Origin of the sequence: Roseimicrobium gellanilyticum (genome assembly GCF_003315205.1) — a bacterium.
GTDB lineage: Bacteria > Verrucomicrobiota > Verrucomicrobiia > Verrucomicrobiales > Verrucomicrobiaceae > Roseimicrobium > Roseimicrobium gellanilyticum.
Map to the genome: position 1 here is coordinate 177,436 of NZ_QNRR01000004.1, position 25,688 is coordinate 203,123.

General features: G+C 59.9%; 22 protein-coding genes. 9 read left to right on the forward strand and 13 right to left on the reverse strand.

Features of this window, described 5'->3' with window-relative positions; translation table 11 throughout:
- Positions 1 to 125: 125 nt before the first annotated feature.
- The 3 genes from DES53_RS13220 to DES53_RS13230 all read right to left on the reverse strand — a co-directional run bounded on the left by DES53_RS13220 (position 126) and on the right by DES53_RS13230 (position 3,011).
- Entirely contained in the window at positions 126 to 2,081 is a 1,956-nt protein-coding gene (locus DES53_RS13220) for a phospho-sugar mutase (RefSeq protein WP_113958749.1), read from the reverse strand.
- A gap of 108 nt (positions 2,082 to 2,189) precedes the next feature.
- On the reverse strand, positions 2,190 to 2,600 hold the full coding sequence (locus DES53_RS13225) for a hypothetical protein (RefSeq protein WP_147263389.1): 411 nt from the start codon (positions 2,598 to 2,600) through the stop codon (positions 2,190 to 2,192).
- Positions 2,601 to 2,684: 84 nt separating this feature from the next.
- Positions 2,685 to 3,011 (reverse strand): hypothetical protein, encoded by a 327-nt coding sequence (locus tag DES53_RS13230; RefSeq protein ID WP_113958751.1) that lies wholly within the window; start codon positions 3,009 to 3,011, stop codon positions 2,685 to 2,687.
- A gap of 169 nt (positions 3,012 to 3,180) precedes the next feature.
- On the opposite strand from DES53_RS13230, the gene DES53_RS13235 reads away from it, so the two are divergent.
- Complete coding sequence (locus tag DES53_RS13235; protein ID WP_113958752.1) at positions 3,181 to 3,612, forward strand: VOC family protein; 432 nt, start codon at positions 3,181 to 3,183, stop codon at positions 3,610 to 3,612.
- 835 nt (positions 3,613 to 4,447) lie between these two features.
- Here DES53_RS13235 and dnaB read toward each other — a convergent pair.
- Positions 4,448 to 5,974, reverse strand: a complete 1,527-nt coding sequence (gene dnaB / locus DES53_RS13240) for a replicative DNA helicase (protein ID WP_113958753.1) — start codon at positions 5,972 to 5,974, stop codon at positions 4,448 to 4,450.
- A gap of 173 nt (positions 5,975 to 6,147) precedes the next feature.
- On the reverse strand, positions 6,148 to 6,654 hold the full coding sequence (rplI, locus tag DES53_RS13245; protein WP_113958754.1) for a 50S ribosomal protein L9: 507 nt from the start codon (positions 6,652 to 6,654) through the stop codon (positions 6,148 to 6,150).
- Between the two features lie 403 nt (positions 6,655 to 7,057).
- Between rplI and DES53_RS13250 the strand changes: the two genes are divergently transcribed.
- The 3 genes from DES53_RS13250 (at position 7,058) to DES53_RS13260 (ending at position 12,003) form a co-directional block, all read left to right on the forward strand.
- Positions 7,058 to 9,781, forward strand: a complete 2,724-nt coding sequence (locus DES53_RS13250; protein WP_113958755.1) for a hybrid sensor histidine kinase/response regulator — start codon at positions 7,058 to 7,060, stop codon at positions 9,779 to 9,781.
- A 408-nt stretch (positions 9,782 to 10,189) separates the two neighbouring features.
- Complete coding sequence (locus tag DES53_RS13255) at positions 10,190 to 11,026, forward strand: alpha/beta fold hydrolase (protein ID WP_113958756.1); 837 nt, start codon at positions 10,190 to 10,192, stop codon at positions 11,024 to 11,026.
- 50 nt (positions 11,027 to 11,076) lie between these two features.
- Positions 11,077 to 12,003, forward strand: a complete 927-nt coding sequence (locus tag DES53_RS13260) for a metallophosphoesterase family protein (protein WP_170157084.1) — start codon at positions 11,077 to 11,079, stop codon at positions 12,001 to 12,003.
- 14 nt (positions 12,004 to 12,017) lie between these two features.
- Here the strand turns inward: DES53_RS13260 and DES53_RS13265 are convergent, their stop codons facing one another.
- On the reverse strand, positions 12,018 to 13,472 hold the full coding sequence (locus DES53_RS13265; protein WP_147263390.1) for a CIA30 family protein: 1,455 nt from the start codon (positions 13,470 to 13,472) through the stop codon (positions 12,018 to 12,020).
- Positions 13,473 to 13,618: 146 nt separating this feature from the next.
- Here DES53_RS13265 and DES53_RS13270 point away from each other — a divergent pair, with 146 nt between their 5' ends.
- Positions 13,619 to 14,644 carry a DUF4886 domain-containing protein gene (locus DES53_RS13270; protein WP_113958758.1) on the forward strand — a complete coding sequence of 342 codons (1,026 nt, stop codon included), beginning with the start codon at positions 13,619 to 13,621 and terminating at the stop codon, positions 14,642 to 14,644.
- A 160-nt stretch (positions 14,645 to 14,804) separates the two neighbouring features.
- Here DES53_RS13270 and DES53_RS13275 read toward each other — a convergent pair whose 3' ends face one another.
- From DES53_RS13275 to DES53_RS13285, 3 genes are all read right to left on the reverse strand, one after another.
- Positions 14,805 to 15,194: a hypothetical protein gene (locus tag DES53_RS13275; protein ID WP_211325536.1), complete on the reverse strand. Its 390-nt coding sequence runs from the start codon at positions 15,192 to 15,194 to the stop codon at positions 14,805 to 14,807.
- A 157-nt stretch (positions 15,195 to 15,351) separates the two neighbouring features.
- On the reverse strand, positions 15,352 to 15,942 hold the full coding sequence (locus tag DES53_RS13280) for a thioredoxin-like domain-containing protein (protein WP_113958759.1): 591 nt from the start codon (positions 15,940 to 15,942) through the stop codon (positions 15,352 to 15,354).
- 63 nt (positions 15,943 to 16,005) lie between these two features.
- Positions 16,006 to 17,286, reverse strand: coding sequence for an MFS transporter (locus DES53_RS13285; RefSeq protein WP_113958760.1), 1,281 nt, complete (start codon positions 17,284 to 17,286; stop codon positions 16,006 to 16,008).
- A gap of 264 nt (positions 17,287 to 17,550) precedes the next feature.
- Here DES53_RS13285 and DES53_RS13290 point away from each other — a divergent pair, with 264 nt between their 5' ends.
- Together DES53_RS13290 and DES53_RS13295 are read left to right on the forward strand one after the other, a co-directional pair.
- On the forward strand, positions 17,551 to 18,540 hold the full coding sequence (locus DES53_RS13290) for a hypothetical protein (RefSeq protein ID WP_113958761.1): 990 nt from the start codon (positions 17,551 to 17,553) through the stop codon (positions 18,538 to 18,540).
- A 58-nt stretch (positions 18,541 to 18,598) separates the two neighbouring features.
- Positions 18,599 to 18,943 carry an MGMT family protein gene (locus tag DES53_RS13295; protein ID WP_113958762.1) on the forward strand — a complete coding sequence of 115 codons (345 nt, stop codon included), beginning with the start codon at positions 18,599 to 18,601 and terminating at the stop codon, positions 18,941 to 18,943.
- 106 nt (positions 18,944 to 19,049) lie between these two features.
- On the opposite strand, the gene nrdR is transcribed toward DES53_RS13295, so the two are convergent.
- Positions 19,050 to 19,550, reverse strand: a complete 501-nt coding sequence (gene nrdR / locus DES53_RS13300) for a transcriptional regulator NrdR (RefSeq protein ID WP_113958763.1) — start codon at positions 19,548 to 19,550, stop codon at positions 19,050 to 19,052.
- Between the two features lie 74 nt (positions 19,551 to 19,624).
- Entirely contained in the window at positions 19,625 to 20,569 is a 945-nt protein-coding gene (locus DES53_RS13305; RefSeq protein ID WP_245958167.1) for an ADP-ribosylglycohydrolase family protein, read from the reverse strand.
- 42 nt (positions 20,570 to 20,611) lie between these two features.
- On the opposite strand from DES53_RS13305, the gene DES53_RS13310 reads away from it, so the two are divergent.
- Entirely contained in the window at positions 20,612 to 21,637 is a 1,026-nt protein-coding gene (locus tag DES53_RS13310) for a threonine aldolase family protein (RefSeq protein WP_113958764.1), read from the forward strand.
- Between the two features lie 261 nt (positions 21,638 to 21,898).
- A complete protein-coding gene (locus DES53_RS13315; RefSeq protein ID WP_211325537.1) occupies positions 21,899 to 22,120 on the forward strand; it encodes a hypothetical protein in 222 nt (73 codons plus the stop codon).
- Positions 22,121 to 22,241: 121 nt separating this feature from the next.
- Here DES53_RS13315 and DES53_RS13320 read toward each other — a convergent pair whose 3' ends face one another.
- Together DES53_RS13320 and DES53_RS13325 are read right to left on the reverse strand one after the other, a co-directional pair.
- Positions 22,242 to 23,246 carry an N-acetylmuramoyl-L-alanine amidase-like domain-containing protein gene (locus tag DES53_RS13320; RefSeq protein WP_170157085.1) on the reverse strand — a complete coding sequence of 335 codons (1,005 nt, stop codon included), beginning with the start codon at positions 23,244 to 23,246 and terminating at the stop codon, positions 22,242 to 22,244.
- Positions 23,247 to 23,446: 200 nt separating this feature from the next.
- Positions 23,447 to 25,663: a glycoside hydrolase family 5 protein gene (locus DES53_RS13325; protein ID WP_113958767.1), complete on the reverse strand. Its 2,217-nt coding sequence runs from the start codon at positions 25,661 to 25,663 to the stop codon at positions 23,447 to 23,449.
- Positions 25,664 to 25,688: the final 25 nt, after the last annotated feature.

Below are 25,688 nucleotides of genomic sequence, written 5' to 3' on the forward strand. Positions count from 1 at the left end.
ATCCAATGCAGCCTGCCACACCCAACACAAAAAAGAAGCCACCCCATGTGGTGGCTTCTTTCCTGAACGCTCGACTGAAGTCGAAGCTACTTTGAGCTGCCTTGAAATGTGAGCTACTGCGCGGCTTATACCAGCCGCTTCTCAATGTCCTCCTCGATGGCGGTCCACAGCGTCTTCAGACCTTCGCTGACTTTCTCCTTCGCGGCGACCAACTCCTCGGCGATGAATTTGCCGCTCTTGGGCTGCTGCTTGCCGTAGAGGTAGTATTTGATCTTGGGCTCGGTGCCGCTGGGGCGTACGGCGAAGGCGCGGCCGTCTTCGAGGAAGACCCAGAGCATCTTTTCCTTGGGGATGTCGTCGCCTTCTTCGTCTTTGTGGCCGCCCTTGCTGTAGTCCTTCACGCTGGTGACGGGGCTGCCGTTGAAGCTGGTGGGCGGGCTGTTCACATAGGAGTCGGCGAGCTTCTGGATCTTCGCGGCGCCTTCCGCACCTTCGAAGGTCTTGCTGTGATTCACTTCGAGGAAGTAACCGAACTCGGCATAGATATCATCCAGCAGGTCGATGAGCTTGCGGCCTTGCGAGGCGGCGTAGGCGGCGACTTCAGCGAACATGACCACGGCGCCGTTGCCGTCCTTGTCGCGGGTGAAATCGGTGCCGAGGTAGCCGTAGCTTTCCTCACCTCCGAAGACGAAGAACTTGCTGTGCTTCAGGCGCAGGTCACGTGTTTCGGCATCGCTGAGGTCGCGGTAGTTTTTCTTTTCCTCAGCAGGAAGAGCCTGCTCATACTTCTCCAGCTTTGCGCTGATGTACTTGAAGCCGGTGAGCGTGTTGATGACGCCGATGCCGTAGGCCTTGGCCACGGCAGCCTGCAGGTCGGTGGTGACGAAGGTCTTGATGAGCACGGCGTGATCTTTGTTCGACTCGTTCAGGATGCCGAGGTCGAACATAGTCTTGATGCGGTACCAACCCATGAGCGAACCAATCTGGTTGCCGGTGAGGAGTTGCATCTTGCCATTGCGAGCGCGGACGCCCACGCCCATGCGGTCGCAGTCCGGGTCGGTGCCGATGACGATGTCCGCATTCTCCTTGTCCGCGAGGGCCACAGCCATGGCGAGCGCGGGAGCATTTTCCGGATTCGGTGAGGCCACGGTGGGGAAGCGTCCGTCGAAGACATCCTGCTCGGGCACGGTGAGAAGGTTGAAGCCGAGCTGGCGCAGGATGCGTGGCACGAGCACGCCACCGGCGCCATGGAGCGCGGTGTAGACAATCTTCAGGCTCTTCGCCTTCTCCAGCAGCTCCGGCTGCAGCATGAGAGTCTCCACACGCTTGAGGTAGATTTCGTCCATCTCTTCACCCAGCAGGGCAAGCGTGCCGCGTTCGGCATCGGGGAGAGGAGTGTAGCTTTCGGACTTGACCGCATTCACCTCGGTGATGATGCCCGTGGCATGCGGCTCAATGATGCCGGCGCCATCGGCGAAGTTCACCTTGTAGCCGTTGTCGTGGGCGGGGTTGTGCGAGGCAGTGAGCATCACACCCGCGTCGGCGCGCAGTTCACGCACGGCGAAGGACATTTCCGGCGTGGCGCGCGGGCCGTCGAAGAGGGAGACGTCACAGCCGAGGTCGGTCGCAATCTGGGCGCACTTACGGGCGAACTCGGTGGAGAAGTGGCGCGTGTCATGCGCGAAGACGATGCGAGGCTTGCCGCTGAGTCCGGCGTTCTTGCGGTACTTCACGCAGTAGTTGGCCAGGCCCTGGGTGGCACGGGACACGTTGTACTCGTTCATCGAGTTCGTACCCACACATGCGAAGCTGGGGCGCTCACCAGGTGCTGCGGTGCCTTGCTCAGCCTTGGTGATGATCTTGCCGATGGTGCGTCCGCGAAGGCCGCCGGTGCCAAACTTCAGCGAGGCGAAGAAGCGGTCATTGAGCTCCGTCCATTCTCCCGCGTCCACGAGTTCCTGGACGCTGAGGAGGTACACGGGGTTGGTGCTGCCAGCCAGCAGGGACTGGATGTTCTTGACGGAGGTTTCGAGAAGTTTGCCGTCAGCGGCGGCCTGCTGGAGGGTGGATTCGAGGGACATGTGATTGGGTGGAGTACCGAGTACCAGGGGCCGCAGATTAAGAGGCGGTCTGCGGGAATGCAAATAAACGGTGCGGCCGGGTGAAGTGTCCAGACTTCCGTCTGGCCTTCATAGCGGTGTCTTCACTGCCATCCAAAGCCAGCTCAGGAGGAACGCCATGGTGGCTAGCGTGAACAGCGTCACGAGTACCACGAACAGCATGAGCAGATACACCTTGATGGCGCTGGCGAGAGTGATCTGCAGGCTGAAGGCGAGAACGGTGATGTGAATGACCGCTGCTCCTGTCCAGATGGCAAAGGCAGAGAACAGGATGGCATTTGAGTCCTGCGTGGCATCTGCCACCACACGGCCCACGCCCCAATGCAGCGCGGTACTCACCCCTCCCATCAGCAGCGTGAGGACCAGGACCTTCTCCAGCGATGGCTTCACCCGCAGCACCAGTATGGCGGCTTTGCGCAGGGCGAGTGCGGTGACCAGCACCGGAATCGCCAGGCCCAGGCATACCATCAGGAATTCCACGCCGGCAGTTTTTCCTGCCGGGCCAGGCAGATCAATGGTTTTTCCGTCTGATACCTTGGTTGGCGCGGGAGGATGTCACTCCCGTCACAGCACAAAGAAGTAATAGAGCACGGCAGCAACTGCGATGCCGAGTCCTGCGAGCAGCGTCCACGGAGGAATGGCCGGGTTCTGCGCGCGAGCCGTTGCGGCTTCGCGTGCACGGGCCCTGGGAGACTGCGGGACGACGATGGGCAGCCAGTCCGCCACCGTGGCCCAGGAGTCGGTGCCTTCGAGGCGCATGGGCATGTCCGGAGCCAGCGGTGCAACCTGATGCATGGCCAGGATTTGGGTCATGGAGTAGGGACCGTTCACGTGCTGTCCGTCAGGGCTGAGCCAGTAGGTATTGGTATGTTGGGAAGGTGGCTTCTTCATCGGAGCGGCAGGAAAAGAAATTGGGGAAAGTCTTGAAACCGCCGGGGGCCGCGGTGCTTCCCATTTCAACCCGCCCTTCCGCAAAGGGTCGCAATAAATACTTAGGCGGATGGCTGATTGAAGCGCGCGCGGGTCCGACTAGGGACAGGTGCTCACTCGAACCTCTCTCATGGAACCTCGCATCTCCCTCCTGACGCTCGGCGTCACCGACCTCCCGCGCGCCGTTCGTTTCTATCGAGATGGCTTGGGATTCTCCACCACGTACGAGGAGGGTGGGCCGGTGGCTTTCTTTCGCACGGCTGGAGTGCGGCTGGCCCTGTATCCGTTCCATGCATTGGCGGAGGATATTTCGAAGGACACTCCGGTCGCGGCCACAGGTTCACCGGGCATCACCATCGCGCACAATGTCCGGGAGAAGGCCCAAGTGGCAGAAGTGCTGGCGCTGGCGGAGAAGGCAGGAGCCACCATCGTAAAACCCGCGCAAGATGCGCCGTGGGGTGGACATTACGGGTACTTCCGCGACCTGGATGGGCACTACTGGGAAGTTGCCTGGAATCCTTTTTTCGCCATTGGCGAGGATGGATTGCTCGACATTGGCTGAGGGGGCCCTGTCTCGCGATCAGGGATGAGCCTGAGGCGGTTTCCGCTCGATTCTGGCAATTTCGTCACGCGGGTTGTTCGCGATTGCGGGTGACTTTCGCCGGGAAGAGTTCTTCCCACACACGTCCAGAGGAGTGTGAACAACTCCGGCGTTTTGCGATTTTCCATAAACGTTTTCCGGCTTTCTTCGCGAGAGGAATTGAAAGACTCGGATGGCATGAAATTTGCCCGATGACGGTGATTCATACTTGCGGCCCGTGTTCTCCCGGTGACAGTCACGTCACACGGAAGGGAATCCATGTGTCAGCGGAGACACGAAGCGAGAAGCACTAAGGAGGGCTTGTTTCGCAGAAAAAGTCAAAAGTCGGAAGATGCCATTTGAGTCGAAACTCATTCAGAAACAGGGAATTGCGATCATGTTTCCCTGGCGAAACTCCCTTGCGCCGCTGACCTAAATGAAGCGGAAGTCCGCTACAATGCCAGACTAAACGTTGGATCAATGTGTCTTTTTTGTTCCACGCAATAAATACGAGCGTTCCACGACCATGCACACCTGTTTTTAACAATGCTGGCGTAAAAACCGGAAAACTTCACACGCATTGAGCTTCGGTTGTTCACCGGTGGATAAGTTGTGAATAACTTGTGAGCAACTCACCCAATTCCTTGATTTTGCGTTGCCGGAGGCGGTCATTTATTAACGCTTCCGAATAGGTTTGGGAGAACGCTTTAGACACCCAAAATGGATGCATGCGTTCCCGCGAACGGAGAATTTTCTTCAAGAGTTGGGCGACCCTGAGGGGGGCTGAGTGCAACATCCCAAGGCGCAGCGTCTCCCATTAGTCCCCACCCGCCTTTTCGTTCTCGTCAAACTCGCGCTCGGTGAAGCGCATGAGTTCAGCGATGAACTTCAGCGGTACGTCATCCGTGGGGCCGTTACGGTTCTTGGCGATGATGAGGAGGCCTTTGCCCTTGCTGGCCTCGTCCTCGGCCTCGGCGTCCTTGCGGTCCTTGGAATCATCCTCCTGTTTGGAGCCTGCGTAGTCGGCACGGGTGAGCAGGCCCACCATGTCCGCATCCTGCTCGATGGAGCCGGACTCACGAAGGTCGCTCAGCATGGGGCGCTGGCCCTTGCGTGACTCCACAGCGCGGTTGAGCTGCGCGAGCACCACCACAGGGACATTCAGCTCCTTGGCCACCGCCTTGATACCGGCGGAGATGGCGGCGATTTCGTTTTGTCGGCTGTCGGACTTCTTCGTGGGTGCAGTCATCAACTGCAAGTAGTCGATGGCAATCATGCCGATGTTATGCTGCTTTTTCAGGCGGCGGCATTTGGCGCGGAAGTCCAGGATGTTGAGGCCGGGAGTTTCGTCGATGAAGATGTTGGCCTTTTGCAGGTCCGAGCACGCGCGGGTCACGGCGCGCAGCTCTTCGCGGCTGAGCATGCCATTCATGATGCGGCTCATGGAGACACCGGCGCGCGCCACAATGAGACGGCGCACCAGCATGACGGCGCTCATTTCCAGACTGAAGACGGCAACCGGCACCTCGTTGGTGAGGGCGGCGTGCTCCACCATGTTCATCACGAGCGAGGTCTTGCCCATGGAAGGACGGGCCGCGAGGACGAACATTTCGCCGCCCTGTAGGCCGTTGCTCAGGCCATCCAGCTTGCGGTAGCCGGTGGGGATGCCGCGGAGCTTGCCGGGGTCCTTCAGCATTTCTTCGATGGAGTCAAAGGCCTCCATGACGTGGTGCTTCAGCGGCTTGATGGTGTCGCGGCTTTCGGTGTCATCGCGCACGCTCATCACACGCTCTTCCACGCGGTCGAGCAGTGCGGGCACGTCTTCGTTGAACTCGTACGCGTTCTGCACGCTCTCCGTGCAGGCGTGGATGATGCGGCGCAGCAGATGCTTGTCGCGCAGGATGCCCTTGTAGTAGCCGTAGTGCGCGGGGGTCGGCACAAAGTTCAGCAACTCGGAAAGCATGCCGGCGCCGCCAATCTTGTCGAGGTGACCTGCGTCGCGCAGGTAGTTGGTGAGAGCGATGTATTCAACAGGGCGGGTGCCGTTGTTGAACTCCTTCATCACCTTGTAGAGGAGTTGGTTCGCCGGATGGTAGAAGGCCTCGTCCGGGAGATTGACCTGCGCGTCGTTCAGCAGGTTGGTGGGGTCGTGGAGGAAGCACGAGAGCACGCCCTTCTCCGCATCAGCGTCCCAGGGCTGGGAGCGTGTGGGATCATTGATGTCTACCGGCGGCTTCGGCTTGCCCTGCCCAAATCCCTGCCCGCCTTTCTGGAATCCTTGCCCACCTGATTGCGCTGCATTCGGGTCGAATGGCGTGACGTTGGAGGCTTTTTCGGGTGGCATGGGGCGGGGGAGCAGTGTGGCGTTAACGGAGCTGTGCGCAATATTTCACGCTAAAAAAGCGGACATCCTTCGCTATGCCGTTCTGATGTCTCTGTGAAACGATGCGATGGGAACAAAAATCCCCTGCGCGATTGCTCACGCAGGGGATTGAAAGGTGTGCTCTGAAACTGGTGTTACTCAGCAGCTTCTTCTTCGCCTTCGGCGCCTTCTTCGGCACCCGCTTCAGCGGCGGCGACGGTGACCTTCAGGAAGCACTCCACGCCAGCGTGCAGCTTGACGGGAACTTCGAAGGTGCCGGTGCTCTTGATGGGCTTCTCAAGCTCGAGCTGGTGACGGTCCAGCGTGATCTTGGCGGTGCTGGCAGCCACGGCTTCCACGATGTCCTTGGTGGTGATGGAGCCGAAAGCCTTGCCGCCCTGGCCGGTGGCGAGGGTGAGCTTGATCTTGAGCTTCTTCAGCTTGCTGGCGATCTTCTCGGCTTCTTCCAGTTCCTTGGCTTCGCGCTCAGCGCGGACCTTCTGGAGATTGGCCTGATGACGCAGGTTGCCAGCGGTGGCTTCGTAGGCTTTGGCCTTGGGGAGGAGGAAGTTGCGAGCGTAGCCGGTACGCACTTTCACAATGTCACCCTCGGCACCGAGGCTGGCGATCTTTTCTTTGAGAATGACTTGGGTGGTGGCCATAGCAAGGTTCTGAAATTTTGAAGGGCGGCGAAGCTACACAGCGCCTACGAAGTGTCAACAACTCCGAGCGAGTTTCTACGCCCAATCTCACGATTCTTGCGAAGGCGGGGGCGCTTTCAGGGACGTCCCCGGTGGGCTGTTACTCGTGCTGCATTTCGTCGCTCAGAGTGTGATGCCCGGATTTATCCGCATTCAGAACGGCTTCGATGACAGAAAGCCGGTCTTTTTGCATGAACACAGGTGCACTTGCAGCATCAGATCCGAATCAAAGGTGGATTTCTTTTCCAACAACCCCTCCCGATGCAGTATCCCGTGTATTCCTTTGATCACATAGGTCGCTTATTTACAAAGGATTGGTCATTTTACCCGAACAGTTGACGTTCGAGTGCTGCATCATCGATCCATGAATTTGCCAGAACGCCCCGTCGTACCTACGCCGGTCCCATCTCCTGTTGACGGAGGTGTGGGCTCCGCCGCGCGTGCGGGCAATGGACTGCTGACCCGCCAGGTTGAGGCAATCCTCAATCACATGAGTGATGCTTTCATCGCGATGGATCGCGACTGGCGCATCATCTCAGTGAATCCCGCATATCTCAAGCTGGTGGAGCCCCTGTATTTGAGTGTGGAGGACCTTCTGGGCTACACGCTTTGGGAGAAGTTTCCGGATATTGTCCAGCAAGAGGTGGGGCATCGGTATCGCGCGGCCATGGAACTGCAGCGTGAAGATCGGATGGAACTCCTGTACGAGCCGCTGGGACGCTGGCTGGAAGTGCATATGCATCCTTCACCGGAATCGCTCGCCATCTTCATTCAGGATATCACGGAGAGGAAGCTGTCCGACTCGATCCTGCGTGAGAGTGAGGAGCGCTATCGCACACTCTTCAAGGCGATCGATGAGGGGTTCTGCGTGTTCGACATGCTTTATGATGCCTCAGGCACGCCGGTGGATTACCGCTTTGTGGAGGTGAATCCTGCCTTTGAGCGGCACACGGGGCTGAAGGATGCCGCAGGGTACACCCTGCGGGAGCTGGTGCCGGATGCGAATCCAAGCTGGTTCACCATCTACGGTGAAGTCGCCCGAACGGGAGTGCCGGTGCGCTTCCAGAATGAAGACGCCGGACTGAAGCGCCGCTTCGATGCCTATGCGTTGCGTGTGGGCGGGGAGGGGAGTCATCGCGTAGCCGTGATTTTTACCGACATCAGCGAACGACACGCAGCAGATGCGGCGCTGAAGGAAAGCGAGGAGCGCTATCGCACGCTCTTCACTTCGCTGGATGATGGCTTCTGTGTCTTTGACATGATCTATGATGAAGCCGGCAAGCCCGTGGACTACCGCTTCACCGAGGTGAATCCCTCCTTTGAACGGCATACGGGGCTGAAAGGTGCCCAGGGCAAGACCATCAAGGAGATGGTGCCCACGCATGAGCCGCACTGGTTTGAGATCTACGGACGCATTGCAGAGACCGGTGTGCCGGAGCATTTCACGCATGTAGGTGCGGGGATGAACCGGTGGTTTGAGGTGCGCGCGTTCCGCATGGGGGCGCCGGAGTTGCGACGTGTGGCGGCCATCTTCTCGGATGTGACTCAGCGCTACATGACGGAAAAGGCGCTGAAGGAAAGCGAGGAGCGCTACCGCAATCTCTTCAACGCCATCGATGAAGGTGTGTGTCTGTGCGAAATGCTATATGACGCGAGCGGCAAGGCCATCGACTACCGCATCCTGGAGGTGAATCCAGCCTTCGGCCCGAGCACGGGGCTCCATGGGGACAAGGTGCTGGGCAAGACGGCGCGCGAGCTGATGCTGGCGCCGGACCGCCGCATCGGCATGTACGCGCAGGTGGTGGCCACGGGTGAGCCGTTGCGCTACCAGACCTATGTGGAATCCATCGGCCGCTGGCTGGATATTTTTGTATCCCGTGTGGGTGGCGAGGGCAGCCGCTTCTTTGTGCCCGTCTTCAGCGACATCACTGCGCGAAGGCTCGCGGAGCAGACGCTACAGGAGTCCAAGGAGGCAGCGGAGGCGGCGAATGCAGCGAAGGATCGCTTCCTCGCGGTGCTGAGCCATGAGCTGCGCACGCCTCTTACTCCGGTGCTGATGACGGCGGCGGCGCGTGAGCTGGATCCGGAGATTCCCTCCGGGCTGCGTGAGGACATGGCCATGATCCGCAGGAATGTGGAGCTGGAAACCAAGCTCATCGATGACCTGCTGGATCTCAGCCGCATCACCAGCGGGAAGCTGGCGCTGAGGATGGAGGCGGTGGACCTGAATACCGTGGTGCGCCATGTGTGCGGCATCTGCCGGCCGCAGATTCTGGAGAAGGAGGTGCTCCTGCGCATGGAGCTCGATCCGAATGCGGGGCTGGTGCGGGTGGACCCGGCGCGCCTCCAGCAGATACTCTGGAATATCGTGAAGAATGCCGCGAAGTTTACGCCCGATGGCGGGTGGATTCATGTGCGCACCCAGAGGGTCTCCAACGAGCGCACATGTGTGCGCGTCGCGGACAGTGGCATCGGCATCGCGCCGGACGTCTTGCCGCGCATCTTCGACGCGTTTGAGCAGGGGGATGAACAGATTACGAGGCAATTCGGTGGCCTGGGCCTGGGTCTCGCCATCTCCAAAGCGCTCGCGGAGCTGCATGGCGGCTCTATCACGGCCAGCAGTTCGGGAGAGGGGAGCGGCAGCACTTTCACCATGGAGCTGCCCGTGGCGCGTGAGGAGCAGACCTTGAAATCCACGCCGCTATCCCCCCGGCCTGAGCAGAGTCCGCAACAGGTGCGGGTGCTGCTGGTGGAGGATCATCCGGACACGGCCAGGGTCCTGGCGGTTTTGCTGCGTCGCGCAGGGTACAACGTGGACACAGCCGTCAGTGTGGCATCCGCACTGGAGCTGGGGGACGCCAACACATACGATCTGCTGGTGAGTGACCTCGGACTGCCGGACGGCTCCGGTTATGAACTCATGAGACGCATGCGGGAGACCCGTCCCATGAAGGGCATCGCAATGAGTGGGTTTGGCATGGACCGCGACGTGCAGAAGAGCCTGCAGGCGGGCTTCAGTGAGCACGTAGTGAAGCCAGTGGACATTGGTCAACTGCAGGCCGCGATGCGTCGTGCCATGGACCGGTAACAGATGGTATGATGTGGTGTGATGGGTTGTGGGTTCGGTGCGCATGAGAGATGAAAGGCTGTGCGAGGGGCGTGGATTCGGCATGCTGCCCAGGACTGAACGCGCAGCCTGAAGAAATGCCGGCTCCGTGCCACGACTGTGCCCCACTCGTCGCCGGAAGCTTGGCACCGTTGGAATGCCCAGGGCCCATGTGCCACGCATCTGGCTACATGCATGATGCTCAACGCAATGCGATGACATGCGAAATGTACGGTGATTAGGTGGAGATAAATATCTCCATGTGGAAGACGCTTTTGTGTCCTCCTTTGAGTGGTGGAAACCGCACTTTTTTGGAACCGCATTTGGTCGGGACGCGAATATACTTATGGCAACCTGCACTACCCATCGGGTCGACAACGAACCGCCCTCATGCGCATCAATCACATACGAAGAGGCAGAGGCAAACCGCTGCTGCTCATCCATGGGATGGGCGGAAGCTGGAGATCCTGGGCGCCGATTCTGAAGATGCTCGCCGCAGAGCGCGAAGTGATTGCAATGGATCTTCCGGGATTTGGAAAGTCCGAGCCCGTAGCAGGCGAGGTCACCGTGACTTCGCTCGCGAATGCCACTGCCGCTTTCATTGAAGCCCAGGACCTGGAAGGCGTGGATGTCGTGGGCAGTTCCATCGGTGCGAATGTGGCGCTGGAACTGGCAAGACGGGGCGGGCTGGTGGGTGCGGTGATTGCGCTGGCCCCGGCTGGATTTGGCCGCGACCGCCAGCGGAAGGTGTATCAGCACGTGATGGGCATGTCGAATGGCCTGATCCGGCTGCTGCGCAAGGCCATGCCGTTTCTGGCTTCCAAGGTGATTTCGCGAAGCCTCCTCTTCCGGCATCTCTCTGTGCGACCCTCGCAGTTGCAGCCCTCGCTGGTTCTGGACGAGGCGCGCAGCATGACCGCATCGGCATCCTTTGATGAGGCGCTGAAGCATCTCTCCCGGGATGACATCCAGCACGGGGTGCCGCCCCATGTGTTCAAGCATCCGCTGGTCCTCGCCTGGGGACGGCAGGACCGTCTGTGCCCCGTGAGTCAGGCGGAGCTGGCCCTGCTTTACTTCCCGGATGCCCGTCTGCACTTCTTTGACAAATGCGGCCACCATCCCCACTGGGACGCGCCGCGCGAGGTGGCGAAGCTGACCCTGACCACCACCCGTACCCGCAGTCTGGTACCCCTGGCAGCGATTGCGGCAGAGCGGGGCGGCATGTGAGGAACTGCCGGCAATATTGCCGCTGGAAGCGCGTTGCTTGAAGCATGCCCATGCCCACGCAAGAGTTTCGTATTTCCACCCCTTTGCATCGCCGTGCCTTCCTCCGCCACGGAACTCTCTGCCTGGCAGGATTGGGAGGGGCGCTTTTCGCCAAAGATGAGAGTGGAACTGCCAAGCCTGCACCCGCAGTACGCGTGGGCATCGTCACAGATTTGCACTACGCGGACAAGGAGTCGACGAAGACGCGGTTCTACCGCGAGACGCCCCGCAAGCTGGAAGAGGTGGTGCAGCGTTTCAATGCGGAGAAACCCGACTTCGTCGTGGAGCTGGGGGATCTCATCGATCAGGCTGCGACCGTGGAGCAGGAGATTGCGTGGCTGGATGAAATCGAGAAGGTCTTCGCCAAGGTCACGTCACCACGTCACTACGTGTTGGGGAACCACTGCGTGGCCACACTAACGAAGGCGGAGTTCATCGCGCATACGGGGGCATCCAAAACATCCCACTATTCCTTTGATCACGGCGGGGTGCATTTCGTCATCCTTGATGCCTGCTACCGTTCCGATGGTGAGCCCTACGGACGGTCCAATGCCGAGTGGACAGATGCGAACATCCCTGCTGCGGAGCTTGCCTGGTTGCGTGAAGATTTGAAGAAGCACACGTCTCCCGTGGTGGTCTTCGCACATCAGCGTTTGGACGAGGCGGACAAGCACAGCGTGAAGAATGCTGCCGAGGTGCGCGCGGTGCTGGAGGCCTCCGGACATGTGAGCGCGGTCCTGCAAGGACACTCGCACAAGAACGCCTATCAGCAGGTGAATGGCATCCATTACGTCACCCTTGCCGCACTGATTGAAGGCAGTGGCGAGGAGAACAACAGCTATGGGATGCTGGAAGTGATGAGCAACGGTGCCTTGCGCATCAAGGGCTATCGCAAGATGCAGGCGCGTGAGCTGGAGGGAGTGAAGCGGAAGGCATAGGCTTGCCGGCAGACTCACGGAGCATGCACCTGGGAGGCTGCTCCCCCATAGGGGCCGGGCTTCTTCTCCAGGCGTATTTTTGAAATGTCCGGCACCTGCACATAGGATCTGGCCTCCGCAAATTCTTGAGGCAGGGATACGAACTCAATTTTCCCAATGCTGAAGTGCGTCTCGGCGCGCCGCTGCCGCCAGGGGGAGAGCATGGCCACGGCCACGACCTCCTCCGCTGTAAGGGGTTGCTGCTGGAGTTGCCGGGGCTGGAGTGTGCCGCTGCCGTAGGCGCACACGAAATCCGCGAAGGGAATCACCATCTCCGTCCATTCGCCCTTCTTCACGGCACGGCGCGCGTGGTAGAGGCCCCATGAGACATCGCGCGTGCGGGAAGGTGAGAGGCAGTAGTCAAAGGGTTTGAATTCACCCGGCGCAATAGCTTCGGTTGCTGAAGTGGCAGCCGTGGTCTTGTCCCATGGGAACTCGGCACGCTCGCCCACAAGCGCGAAGATATCCGCGACGAGAAGATCCAGAGCACTCTCATGCTCCATCTTCAGCGTGATGCGCAGGGCATTTGCCCCTTTGGGGGCGCGGGCTTTCACTCCGAAGTAGGACATCTCTTCCGTACCACGTTGTCGCGCGGTCCAGAGCGTGCGTGGGTCAGTGCCGGCACCGAGGATGACAGGCTTTCTCACGGCCTTGTTGCCCGGTTCATGAGACAGCGCAAACTCGCGATCATCCGTGGCAAAGGTGAAGCGGGTTGCTGGATCGACCTCGCCCAGGGGGCGGATGTCACCATGGGAGAATGTGGCAAACGGCCTGCCGTGGCCGCGGGTGACGAGCTCGATGTCATCCACCAGCAACTCTCCCTGCGAAGAGGCACCGATTTGCAATCTCATCGTCTCCTGAATCCAGCGCGTGTAGTAGATCACCGGGCTCTGCTGGCTGAAGATGGGCCTCCGGTAATTGCGTTGCAGATCGTGGATGAGCGAAATCTCAATGGTGCGCCAGTCGCCGGGAGTGATGCTGATGGGCTTGGTGTACACATCACTCGTGGCAAAGTAGGCGGTGGGGCTCCCGGCATTGATTTGGAACTGGCCGGAGAGGACCTTTACCCGCAGGCGGATAGCTTCGGTCTCCGGTGGCAGGTATTCCAGACCCAGCATCCACAGGGGGTAGAAGTCCATGCCGTCTGGGAGGGGTTGCTTCAGGGTGACTTTCAGCGTCTGCCCCTTGCTGCCCGCGTCAGACACGAGCTTGAGTTCAGAGTACGCGGCGGCATTCTTCTTCTGCTCCGGAGTCCAGCGCCAGAAGGTGATGGGGACCATGTCGCGGGCGGCTGCCGCATCGAAGTTCTCCAATGGTTGGACCACTCGTGGCTCCTGCGCCATCGCGTTGCCTGTCAGGAAGGCAGAGAGACAGAGGCAAAGCCAGACGCTGGCGGGCCCTTTCTGGTGGGTGACTGGAACGAGTTTCACAGCATTGGCATACGGGATTCATCAATGCCTCGTGCAAAAAATGCTGGGGAGTGAAATCGAATGTCGCGCGGTCCTTTGGCACGAGTGCAAAGAGGGCTATCTTTGTGGAAAAGGTCGGCGCCGGCCTTCGTTTAGCACTTCCTTCCATGAAGCGACGTCCCATTTTGCACCATGCCATTTTCATCACAGCCCTGGCTTGTCTGTCCTGCCTGCTGCCAAACTCCGTGCTTTCACAGGATGCAGCGGCGCTCAAGAAGGCGGATCCAGCTTCCAAGGTCTCAGGAACGGGCTCGGGCAAGACGGTGCGATTGCTGACGATTGGAAACAGCTTCTCTGCAAACGCCACCCGGTATCTGGGGGACCTCGTGCAGGCGGGCGGCCACACCTTGGTCCACCGTTTCCTGGTGATTGGTGGGGCGTCCATGCAGGTGCACTGGGACAAGGCGATGCTGCACGAGAAGAATCCGCAGGATGCGAAGGGGCTCTATACTTTCAAGCAGGGTCTGCCAGCCGCGATTGCCTCAAACAAATGGGACTACGTGACCATCCAGCAGGCCAGCATCAAGAGTCATGACCTTTCCACCTACCAGCCATACGCCAATCAACTGCGCGACTATGTGAAGAAGCATGCGCCGCAGTCCACCCTGCTGGTGCATGAGACCTGGGCGTATCGCAAGGATGACCCGCGCTTCTCTGTGAAGGCACCCAAACCCGGTGAACCCCGCACCCAGAAGGAAATGTACGAGATGCTGCAGAACGCGTACCGCACCATCGCGAAGGAACTCGGCGCCTCCATCATACCCTCCGGTGATGCCCTGTACCTCGCGGACACGGATGCGAAGTGGGGCTTCACCGGTGTGGATGCGGCGTTCGATCCCAAGAAGGCCAAGAACCCGGCGCTCCCGGCCCAGACACACTCCCTGCACGTGGGGTGGAGTTGGAGGAAGGGAAAGGACGGCAAGACTACCCTGGGCATGGATGGCCACCATGCAAACATGGCCGGGGAGTACCTGGGAGCTTGCGTGTTCTACGAAGTACTCTTTGGCGAGAGTGCGGTGGGCAATAGTTTTGTGCCCAAGGGATTGGATGCGGAGTATGCGAAGTTCCTCCAGGAGACGGCGCACAAGGCGGTGAGTGCTGAGAAGGAGCGGGTGAAGTCGCGAGCGGAGTGAGGACGGTGGTCCGCACTCCTGGTGGTCCGCCCACTCCGTGTGCGGTCAGGGGGGCTGTTCTCGATTTCCCGCAAGCTTTCGGGTGGTGCGAAGTGCTTGGGTGTGTTGACTTCTTCCATGCTTTTGAGCCTGCACCCGCGCACGGAGTGCGCGGACCACATCAAATCACCGCCCATACAATCAGCACGCAGACGATCGCCATCACGGAGAGTCCGCTCAGGAAGACGATGTCTGCAGCGCGCTCCACGCGATGCATGCGGTTCTTCTTGCGTGTCCGGAGTGCCCAGTAGGAGAGGAAGCAGGAGAGCAGAAAAATGAGGGCATCCACCGCGAGCAGGTCATCGGCGATGGTATTCACGCCCTCGGCACGGATGACGACGCGTACGATGCTGATGACCGTGATGCACACCCCCACCATGGCGGCGGAGACGGAGAAGATGTGAATGGCGATGTCCTCCTCCAGATGCGTCTTCGAAGGGGAGGAGCGAGGCGGGGTTGGTGGATCCGTATCCATGATGGCGGTGACAAGCTCGGGGGAGGTGGTGTTCATTCGAGGCGGTTTGCCCTGGGTGGTCCGCACACTCCGTTGTGCGGGTGAGGTGAAAACATCCACCAGCACACTACCGCGTTGGCATCTACCGAAGGCAAGAAACTCAAGGGGCCGCTCCAGCCTGACCGCACAACGGAGTGTGCGGACCTCCCTTTCCTCACTTCATCCCACTGATCTTGCAGCCCATCGCCTCGGTCTTCGCATGGGCCACGGGCTTGCCTTCTTGAATGGCGTCGAGGGCATCGCGCAGATCCTTGGTCGTGGCCTGACGCTGTCGCTTGGTGGGGCCGAGATAGAGGTCATTCACGCGGCCCTGGTAGACGGTGGTCTTGCCATCGGGGGCGAGGACAGCGACTTCGGGCGTGATCTTTGCCTGGACGAGTTTGGCCAGTTTTTGTTCCTTATCGAGCAGCACGGTGGCTTTGATCTCGTTCATTTCGGTGTGTTGCAGGACGTCGGTGAGTTTCACGTCTGGATCCGCATGCACGAAGTAGAAGGCGAACTTGCCGCTGTAGTCTGCCACGATGCGGTTTAGCTCAGGGACGAAGTTGTTCGACGTGGGGCAGTAGGGAGAGACAAAGCAGAGCACAGCAGCCTTCTTCTCCGCAGGCACTACGAGAGGCGTGTGTTCTTTGCCATCGGCTCCCGGGAACAGCAGCGCATCTGGAGCCTGTGCGGATGCGGCCAGAGGAAGATGAGCGAAGACCAAGGCGAGAAACAGAGAGGTCGTGCGGGCAAGGCTTGGCATGGGAGGTGGATGGAAGATTGGAGGGTGAAAGAGTGGGTGGGGAAGGGAACTGCGCAAGTGGCGTCAGGTTTGCACGGGCTTTTGCAAGGAGACCGCAGGGACGGTGGTGGGAATGGAGGGCAGTGTCACGCGACAGGCCACAAGGCCGAGGAGGATGACGAGCGGTGTGAGGATGTAGAGAGCGGGTGCGTAGGAGCCGTATTTCTCATGGCACGTGGCGAAGAGCAGCGGTCCCACGGCAGAGGCCAGCACGGTGAGCATCTGTGCGGCACCTTGAATGCGGCCGAGCTGTGCCCGACCAAAGGCCTGGCTCCAAATGGCGAAGAAGATCACCGTGATGAATCCCGCGGCGAGTCCCAAGACACCCGCGAGCAACCAGAGCTGGGTGAGGGTACGGATGAAAGGCAGGCCCACCAGACCGAGCGCGTAGAGGAACATGGCCACCCCCAGCAGCACCGCCATGGGCCGACGCAGGGTGAGCCATCCACACAGCCCCTGACCCAGCAAAGTGAAGAGCGTCATGATGGGCAGGAAGAGGTGATAGGTTTCCCGGTTGAATCCCGCCTCTGCCAGCACGGCTTCATTGAAGAGACCCAATCCTGATGCCGCGAGATTGAAGAGTGCAGTCGCACCCGCGAATACCCAAAACACCGGAGTCGCGAGCGCCTGTCCCAAGCTCAACCCCGTGACGGACTCCCGGGCTTCACCCGATGCGTTGCAAGCATCCGCTGGGGCCTTCTTGATCGTCGGCTCGCGAAGCAGGAGCAACGTCAGTGGTGCCACCACCACCGCAAGGCTCAAGGCGATGGAGCTCCACGCGCTCCTCCAGCCATGCTCGCGGACTGCCCAGCCGACCGCCACGAAGCCGAGGGAGAAAAACACGATGATCAGCACCGAGTACACGCCCATGGCCATCCCCACGCGTGTGCCCGCACCCTTTCCCACGGTGGTGATGCTGGCGACAGAGAGTGCGCTTTGTCCAAACGCACGCGTGAGCAGCACCCACGTGAAAAGCACCATGACGCTGCCCAAGTGACCGCTCATGCGCCAGACGACGAGCGCCAGGGCGAGTACGATGAGGGCTGACGTCCAGCGCAGTCCCACTCGATCGATGACCCAGCCCGCCGGCAGACACACGGCCGCGCCGAGCAGGGTGGCCCAGAGATTGATATTCGCGTATGTGATGCGGTCGAGCTGCAGGTCCGCAAGCATGGGCTCCGTGATGAGTCCAAGTCCCTGTGTGCGCCCCGGGAGTGTCGCCAGCATGAGCAGGGCTGCGAGGATCACATTTCCCCAAAGGATGCGGCTGGAATACGAGTGGCTGGGGGGAGGGGGCTCGGACATGGAGGTTGGAAATGCTACGTCGTCCGAGCGGGGAATGGGACAATAAAATATGCGCGGCCAGGCATATGAGGAGGGCTGGTTGCCTTATCGAACCCCAAGGGATCACACACCGAGCTGAGCGGTCGATTTCCCCAGATGCATTTTGTGCATCCAATACAAGGTGATGTAAAATGCTTGCAAAAATTCTGGTTTGGCTGCTGAATGGCAAAACATTCGGAGTCTCCCCCGTGCCGGATCAAACCAGGATTCTCAACTTCTAGAGCCATGGCTATTCCGGCAGATCTACAACTCAAGGCCCAGAAGGCGGCGGTGACGGCAAAGCTGCTGAAGGATGCAGCGGCCAAAGGCTTGGAGGCGGCTGAGAAAGTGAAGGCTGCTGAGGCCGCCGAGAGAAAGGCGGGCGGTCTTGAGGAAGCCGCCCAAAAATCAAGGGAGACTGCCAGCAAGGCCGCGCCCAAGGATACGGCTCTGGACAAGCAGGCAGACAAAGATGCCACTGCTGCAGAGCAGGCCAGAACGGAAGCCAGTCAACTGCGCAGGGAGGCTGAAGAGGCGCAGTTGGAAACGGAGGCCCTGTACAAGGCCGCCCAACCTGAGTCATTCAAGTCGAAGCTTCTCTCCGGCTTTAACTTGGGGGTGGGGATCCTAATTTTCGTGGGAGCCATCGTGACTGTCATGATCCTGTCCGTCGCCAATGATGATTCTGCCTTGCTCACGAAGCTGGCGGAAACCGACGCAGCTCGTGGATTGGTGACCTTCCTCATCACCGCCTCCGCGGTGGGCATTGCTTTCATGCTTATTTACCATGCGTTCTCAGAGGTCTCGAATGCCGAGAACTTCCGGATGGCGCGGGAGATCTTCATGTCCCTTGTCGGCATTTTGGGAACCATTGTGGGCTTCTATTTCGGGGCAGCGGACAAAGCGGTACCTGCTGGTGCTCAGAATCCCGGAGTGACGTTGCCTGGGGCAGCTGGACAAGGTGCAGTCAGTGAGGTGCCGCAAATTGCCGACATCGTCAGGAATGGAGACACCTGGAAAACGAACCTCAAGGGAGGAACTCCTCCCTACAAATGGGCATTGACCGCCGACGCTTCTACCGGCATTGCATCTCAAGGGAAAGAAGGGCAGCCCGAAGGAGAACTCACCATCACGGTGCCCGGTGCCAAGGCTGCTGGTGCGGTTACTTTGACCGTCGAAGACAGCAAAAAGAAACAGGGCTCCAAAATCGTCCAGGTCGAGAAGGCCGGACCGTGAATCCCTGAAGCGAATTTGAGCGCCTTCAGGGATTCAGCCATCGTATCCTTCCGATGCGATGAGCCGCCCGCCCACCGACTTTGAGATCCGAGTGTACGATCTCATTTCCACCATCCCAAAGGGGAAGGTGAGCACGTACGCACTCGTGGCCCGGGCGCTGGACTGTGGCTCGAATCAGGCCGTGGGGCAGGCGCTGAGGCGTAATCCCTTCGCTCCGCGCGTGCCGTGTCATCGGGTGGTGAGCGCTGCCCTCACGCTTGGCGGATTCAATGGCCATCGTGATGGCGATGAACTCGCGCGGAAGCGCCGCATGCTGGAGGAGGAGGGCGTGCGGTTCGACGCTCAGGGCCGGGTACATCCGGCGTGTATCCACGTCTTCCAGGAGTGGTGGCCCGCACCGTGACCATTGCGGGTCAAGGTGACATAACGGTGGGCACGTGGCCCGCTGGAGAACTTGGTGCCTCAAGGGACGTGCAGGCGTGACCGCACAGCGGAGTGTGCGGACCACCTTAGCTCAGCTTCTTGAAGAGCTCCGGCTGCTTCGCCGCATCCCGGGGTACGCGTGTTCCGAGAGAATTCACCTCGCTGATGAAGTCTGTCACGTCCTGGAACTCGCGGTAAATGCTCGCGTAGCGCACATAGGCCACGTGGTCGATCTTCTCGAGATACTGCATGACCTTCGCACCGATGGTGCGGCTCGGTACCTCGCGCTGTCCTGCGGATTCCACCTCGGTGAGGATGGCATCTGCCGCTGTCTCCAAGGTGTCCACGCTGACCGGGCGCTTGCCGCAGGCCTTCTTCATGCTGTCGATCAGTTTCTCGCGGCTCCAGGGCTCACGCTTCTGGTCGCGCTTCACGACGGTGAGGTCCTCGTACTCCACCTGCTCATAGGTGGTGAAGCGATGCCCGCAGGTCAGGCATTCGCGACGGCGGCGAATCGACGCGCCATCCTTCGCCTCACGCGAGTCGATGACCTTGTCTTCGGGAGTACCACACTTCGGACAGCGCATAAGAGCACGGGCACATGAATACGGTTTTAAGTGTGTCCAGTCTGACACACTCCGCAAATGTTTCGTGAGAATCTTCAAGAATGTGCGAGTCCACCCGCCAGGCGTGCCGAAAACTGCGTAAAAAGCGTGTCCAATTCCTGCCGTCGTGCGAGTTGATCGATCCAAGTTGCCGGGATTTGCTCCAAACCGAAGTGCAATCCAGCCAGCGTGCCGGTGACACACGCGGTGGTGTCCGTGTCATCGCCGAGATTCACTGCGCTCGACACAGTATTGGAGAAATCTTTCCCACGCAACAGACACCAGACAGCGGCCTCGATGGTGTGAATGCAGTAGCCGCTGCTGTGGATATCGCGAACTTCCAGTCTGGGCAGTACCGAGGGCGAGAGCCTCTGGAGGTGCGGCCAGTTCATTTCGAAATCCTCGTGAAACTTGTACTCCTCCTCCGCCTGATGCCATGCCTGCTCGAGCGCTGCAGCGGGGGTGGCTCCCTCCAGCAGAGCCCAGACCAGGAGGCTGTAGTAGCCACACACCATCTGCGTGCGTGAGTGTCCGTGGGTGATACGGGAGACACGGTGCACCAGCGGCAGAGCCTGCTCCACACCGGCATCCCGCACCCAGAGGGATACGGGCAGCATGCGCATGAGGGAGCCGTTCCCATTGTCATATTCTTGCCGGCCACCGCAGAGCTCGGGTTTGCGGCCCTCTGAGAATCTCGCCAGCGCCTGCCGGGTGGCGATGCCGATATCAAAGACTTGACCGTGCGCTGTCCAAAGCCCCTCTACCAGCCAGCGGTGGAAGCGTTCCGCCATGTCCCGGGTATCCACTTCTTCGCAGGTCAGGAGAGACTCGATGGTGCAGAGAGTGAGGGAGGTGTCATCTGACCAGGTGCCGGGGGGCTGATCGTGGGTGCCGTAGCCCTGCATGCCGGTCACTGGACTGGTGGCGAGTTCTGCCCTGCCGCGGAATTCCACGGGCACGCCCAGCGCATCTCCGACCGCCGCACCCCAAAGAGAGGCCATGATTTGGCTTTTCAAACGGCCATCTCTTCCCATCATCCGCCTATGATGGCTCCAGGTTGCCAGTTTGCCAGTGACAACACCGCAGGAATTTGCCCCGAGGCATGGGAAGCGCTCCAAGAAGCGAATCTCGGCCATCAGCCCAGCTATGGGGATGACCACTACACCCGGGAGGCGTGTGATTCCTTTCGCGAAGTCTTCGAGACGGACTGCGATGTGTACTTCGTATTCACCGGAACTGCAGCGAATTCACTCGCGCTCGCCTCGCTGTGCCACAGTTACCACAGCGTGATTGCCCACAGCGTCTCCCACGTGGAGACGGATGAGTGCGGCGCGCCGGAGTTCTTTTCGAATGGCTCGAAGCTTCTGCTCGCCAAAGGTGAACATGCGAAGTGCGACCCGGCAGATGTCGCCAGGCTCATTCGCAGTCGCAATGATCTGCACTTCCCCAAGCCGCGTGCGCTGAGCGTGAGTCAGAGCACCGAGTTTGGCACGGTATATCGTCCGGAGGAATTGAAGGAGCTTTGGGGGGTGTGCCGCAGCCATGGTGTCTCCATGCACATGGATGGCGCGCGCTTTGCCAATGCCATGGCCTCGCTAGGCTGCTCCCCTGCGGAGGCGACCTGGCGTTCCGGGGTGGATGTGCTGTGCTTTGGCGGAACGAAGAACGGGATGGCCATGACGGAGGCCGTGGTCTTCTTCGACAAGGAACTGAGCAAGGAGTTTGCCTGGCGATGCAAGCAGGCCGGACAACTCGCGAGCAAGATGCGCTTCATTTCCGCGCAGTGGCGCCGTTTGCTCCAGGACGGCGTCTGGCTCCGCTACGCTTCACTGGCAAATGCTCACGCGCAGGCGCTGGCGGCAGGTCTGCGGGAAATCGAAGGCGCGGAGATCCTGCATGCGGTGGAAGCAAACGCAGTCTTCGCCAAGCTCTCGCCAGACGTGGACAAGCGACTCAAGGCCGCCGGATGGAAGTACTACAGTTTCATTGGCGGTGGCGCGCGGTTCATGTGCTCGTGGAAGACAACGGAGGAAGAAGTGCAGGCGCTGCTGGGAGCGGCGCGGGGATGAGCACGCGAGCTGCGAATGCAAAATGAGAAGTGAAAAATGAAAAGTGTGAAGTGGGGCAGGCCTCAGACACTTTGCATTTCTCACCTTTCATTTCTCATGTTGCATTGGTGCTTGGGTGATCCGTCTGACGCTGTCCTCAATGATGATTTGAGGACAGATTTACTTCCCACGTGTGCATGGGCAGGAGAAATTTCTGCGTGCATTGATATGCGCATCGAGAAACGCCACGACGGCATCAGCAAACTCACACATTCTCAAGCTATGGACCACAAGTGCCTGCGCTGCGGCGGCAGCAATTTCCAACCCGGAGCGATTCAATCCACCGGAAGCATTTTCTTTGTGCCGGACAACACGCGGTTCCTCAGTTCGCTTTCCAGTGATGTCTCGTTGAAGACACGGATCTGCATGGACTGCGGAACGCTGGACTTCACCGGCGATACGAAGAAGGTCGCGGCACTCGTGGGTGCGGACAAGGCTGCGTGAGACGAAGAAAATGCAAAATGAGAAGTGAAAAGTGGGACGGGTCTCAGGTACGTTGCATTTTTCACCTTTCATTTCTCATGTTGCCTTGAGGCCGAAAAGGTGACATCGCGGTGGCAGCCGTTTATCTGCCGCCTGCCTGGCCGCGTACATCATACTGGGTGTATCCTGTGATGTCCTTGAAGGCGGCAAGGTAGGGCGCGCGTTCACGCACCGTGTTCGAGCGGGGCAGGGGACGGGCGACGATGATGCCGGAGTGGTAGCGGAAGTCGTTCAGGTAGCCAGAGAGGGATTTATCCAGCGTGACCTTCTTGTGATTCTTGGAGGCGTGGAGGAAATGCAGCACGCCATCCGGAGTGCGGTATGCGAGGCCCACGTGCGAGCAGTGACCACCTGTCTGGTTCGTCACGATGCCGATGATGTCACCGCTCTGGATGTTCTTCTCAATCGCCTTCACCTTGTCTTTCGGGATGTAGCGGAAGGGCAGGGAACTTTCGCGCTGCTCGATCACGCCCATCTCGCGGAGGTAGGAGGGATTGTTCTTCAGGTAGCGGTAGCCCTTCCAGAGCACCGTCATTTCCTGGCACTTGCGCCCGGTCATGGCGACTGTCGGGCCCACATCGCGAGTGACGCGGGCCACATTGCCACGCGCTTCATTGTCATACCACCACTCGGCGAGGTAGTGAATGCGGTCGAGGTAGTGCCCGGTGCATACGCCACCGCGATAGCGGGTCCACTCAATCTCCGCCAGCAAATCACTGGGCGTGTAGGTGGCCTTGGGCACTTCAATCATGCGGGCCATGCCGAGTGCGATCTCAAAGAAGGTCCAGCAGTCGAGCCCGTTGAAGTTTGCGGAAGCCGACTCGACATGGTTGTCGATCTCCAGCGTGAAGCCCACATAGGGAATGCCACGCATGGCCATGCCGAACTTCGCCACGCGCTCACCCATGGGCAGCGCACGCCAGTTTTCCTTCACCGCCTTCGCGACGATGGCATCGAAGGTGACCTTCCCCTTGAAGGTGACGCTCTGCGGGAGGTGTTCCTTGGCTGAAGCGGGAACGACGCTGGCGCTGGTGAAGGCGAGGCCGCAGAGCAATGCAGCGGCGAGGGGGAAGTGACGGCGAAGCATGTGGGAAGACCGTTGGTTATCGAAGCATCGAGGTGCGCGTCGGCAGTCGGCACCTGGGGATGTAAAACGCGGTCCAGATGTGACAGGCAAAGGTCGTGCCACGTTCAGATAAACGGTGCTGCAATCCGCGCTCATCCCGCCGTGCGAAGTGCAACGGCCTCTCTCACGACGGGAGCACGAAGCTGTACTGTTGCCTCGCCTCACCGCATCTTCTTCAGCTCGAACTGCTCACCCGCCAGCGCGCGCTTCACGAAGGCGCCCCAGAAGGGCGTGGGCGTGTAGTCCCAGCCAGTGATCATCACCGGAGATGCTGAGGGGTGGAAGGAGAAAGCGGTCCAGTGCAGGCGATGCTTCTGGATGAGGCCGAGCATGTCAGGCACCCAAGTATAGGGATCTTCGTGAGCGCTGTCCGGCAGGAAGTCCATCTTCTTGATGTCCGCGCCTACTTCACCCACCAGGATGGGGTACTTGTCTGCGATCACGAGCACCTTCTCCTGCCAGTCGCGCTTCCACGGATAGATGTGCGTGGCGTAGATGAGGCCATTGCCGCCGCGCTCATCGATGGTGAAACCCTTCGCGATGCCGGAGAGATCATAGGACCAGTCCAGTCCTCCTACGACCACGATGTTCTTTGCGCCAGTATCGCGCACGGCATTCACCAGCGCCTGCATGCCGATGGCCTGGAAGCCTTGTGCGGACTTCGCCTTTTCCTCGGGAGAGAGGAAGGAGTCTTCGTCCGCCGGTTTCTTCTTCTCCGCGACGAATCCGCCATCGCGCCACACTTCCCAGGTGGTGCCGTGGGGTTCATTGAAAAGATCAAAGATCACGGCGGGATGGTCCTTGTAACGCACGGCGGCATCTTTCCAGAAGACGGCGTGTTGCGCTGCCGGCGCGCGGAAGCGATGCAGATCCAGCATGACGTAGGCACCGCGATTTGCCGTGAGGGTGATCACCTGATCCACGAGCTCGCGGTATTCCTTGCCACCATCCTTCTGGCCGGAGGTTTCGCCGAACCAGTAGTCCTCTTTCACGGGCAGGCGGATGATGTTCGCCTTCCAATCATCGATGGCCACCAGGGTGGACTTCAGCACGTGGTCACCCTTCACGAGGAACTCAAGACTCACGACGTTCAACCCCTGCAGCCAGATGGGCTTGCCATCTTTGGTGAGCACTTGATTGCCCTGCACGTGCAACTCCTGGGGCCACTTGTCCTTCTTGGGTTCCTCGGGATCCACCTGCGCGAGGCGAGCTTCTTCTGCGGCCTTCGCAGCGGCAGCGAGCAGCGGCTCGGGCTCGGTGGGCTTCAGCACGAGATCATCCAGATCCAGCGTGCCTGCCTTCACCTGGAAGAGGGCAGGCATGATATCGAGCGAGAGAGCGCCCTCGGGCACGAGGAACTTGGCGGTGCGTGGCATCCATGCGCCCTTGGTGTCGCTGCGTGAGTTGGGAGCGGGTGCACCCTTCAGCTTCTTCCCGGTGCCGTCCTTGAAGTCCATCATGAAGCGCGCGTCGAACCATGGTTCCTTGCCCGGCTTCAGTCCGGTGATGCGCTGCTTCCAGGTGAACTCAAGGGCCTTCACCCCATCGGGGATATCCACGGTGCGGAAGAGCATGACCGTCTCCCCGGGCTTCGTGCTGGTGAGACGCATGAAGCGGGTGCCGTCTTCATTGGTCTCCCAACTCAGGCCGGTCTTTGGTTTACCCCACACCTCAGGCGCTTTGCCGGACTTGTCTGCTTTTTCAAAGTTGCCGTTCGCAAGGAGATTGCCCTCGCTCTCCAGAAGCTTCGCGGCTCTCGCGCGACGATCCGCGATGGCTTTGGCCTTCTTCTCTTCAGCAGCCGCTTTTGCTGCCAGCAGTGGCGCGGGGTCGGTGGGTTTCAGAGAAATGTCATCCAGATCAAACGTGCCCTGCTTCACCTGAAAGAGTGCGGGCATGATCTCGATGGTGTTCGTGCCTTCGGGTACGAGGAAGGAAGTCTTCCGCTCCACCCAGCCGTCTGTGTTCTTGCCGGTGTAGGCTGGCTGCGGTGCGGGGGTGAGTTTCTTTCCCTCGGCATCCTTGCACTCCAGCATGATGCGCGCGTCGAACCATGGTGAGCCTCCCTTTACCAGTCCGGTCACGCGTTGCTTCCAGGTGAGTTCCACGGCGTTTGCGTCCTTGGGCGCTGGGATGGGCCGGTAGGTCACGACCATGGCACCGGGTTTGGGTGAGGTCAGGCGCAGGAAGTGATTGCCACTTTCTTCCTTCTCCCAGGTGATGCCATCCTTGCCTCGTTCCCACTGGTCTGGCCATGCATCGGTGTTGGCGTCCGTTTCGAAGTCACCGTTGGCGAGCAGTGCGTCGGTTGCGAAAATCGGAGAGGCAAGGCACACCAGGGTGGCAAACGCGGTGAAGACGAAACGAAGGTGCGGCATGAGGGAATGGAAGGGCAGGGAGTGA

Bases quoted from the DNA above. Each gene is read 5' to 3' on its own strand.
- DES53_RS13220 (WP_113958749.1), bottom strand. From the start codon at position 2,081: ATGTCCCTCGAATCCACCCTCCAGCAGGCCGCCGCTGACGGCAAACTT.
- DES53_RS13230 (WP_113958751.1), bottom strand. From the start codon at position 3,011: ATGAAGAAGCCACCTTCCCAACATACCAATACCTACTGGCTCAGCCCT.
- DES53_RS13235 (WP_113958752.1), top strand. From the start codon at position 3,181: ATGGAACCTCGCATCTCCCTCCTGACGCTCGGCGTCACCGACCTCCCG.
- dnaB (WP_113958753.1), bottom strand. From the start codon at position 5,974: ATGCCACCCGAAAAAGCCTCCAACGTCACGCCATTCGACCCGAATGCA.
- rplI (WP_113958754.1), bottom strand. From the start codon at position 6,654: ATGGCCACCACCCAAGTCATTCTCAAAGAAAAGATCGCCAGCCTCGGT.
- DES53_RS13250 (WP_113958755.1), top strand. From the start codon at position 7,058: ATGAATTTGCCAGAACGCCCCGTCGTACCTACGCCGGTCCCATCTCCT.
- DES53_RS13255 (WP_113958756.1), top strand. From the start codon at position 10,190: ATGCGCATCAATCACATACGAAGAGGCAGAGGCAAACCGCTGCTGCTC.
- DES53_RS13260 (WP_170157084.1), top strand. From the start codon at position 11,077: ATGCCCACGCAAGAGTTTCGTATTTCCACCCCTTTGCATCGCCGTGCC.
- DES53_RS13270 (WP_113958758.1), top strand. From the start codon at position 13,619: ATGAAGCGACGTCCCATTTTGCACCATGCCATTTTCATCACAGCCCTG.
- DES53_RS13275 (WP_211325536.1), bottom strand. From the start codon at position 15,194: ATGAACACCACCTCCCCCGAGCTTGTCACCGCCATCATGGATACGGAT.
- DES53_RS13280 (WP_113958759.1), bottom strand. From the start codon at position 15,942: ATGCCAAGCCTTGCCCGCACGACCTCTCTGTTTCTCGCCTTGGTCTTC.
- DES53_RS13285 (WP_113958760.1), bottom strand. From the start codon at position 17,286: ATGTCCGAGCCCCCTCCCCCCAGCCACTCGTATTCCAGCCGCATCCTT.
- DES53_RS13290 (WP_113958761.1), top strand. From the start codon at position 17,551: ATGGCTATTCCGGCAGATCTACAACTCAAGGCCCAGAAGGCGGCGGTG.
- DES53_RS13295 (WP_113958762.1), top strand. From the start codon at position 18,599: ATGAGCCGCCCGCCCACCGACTTTGAGATCCGAGTGTACGATCTCATT.
- nrdR (WP_113958763.1), bottom strand. From the start codon at position 19,550: ATGCGCTGTCCGAAGTGTGGTACTCCCGAAGACAAGGTCATCGACTCG.
- DES53_RS13305 (WP_245958167.1), bottom strand. From the start codon at position 20,569: ATGGCCTCTCTTTGGGGTGCGGCGGTCGGAGATGCGCTGGGCGTGCCC.
- DES53_RS13310 (WP_113958764.1), top strand. From the start codon at position 20,612: ATGATGGCTCCAGGTTGCCAGTTTGCCAGTGACAACACCGCAGGAATT.
- DES53_RS13315 (WP_211325537.1), top strand. From the start codon at position 21,899: ATGGACCACAAGTGCCTGCGCTGCGGCGGCAGCAATTTCCAACCCGGA.
- DES53_RS13320 (WP_170157085.1), bottom strand. From the start codon at position 23,246: ATGCTTCGCCGTCACTTCCCCCTCGCCGCTGCATTGCTCTGCGGCCTC.
- DES53_RS13325 (WP_113958767.1), bottom strand. From the start codon at position 25,663: ATGCCGCACCTTCGTTTCGTCTTCACCGCGTTTGCCACCCTGGTGTGC.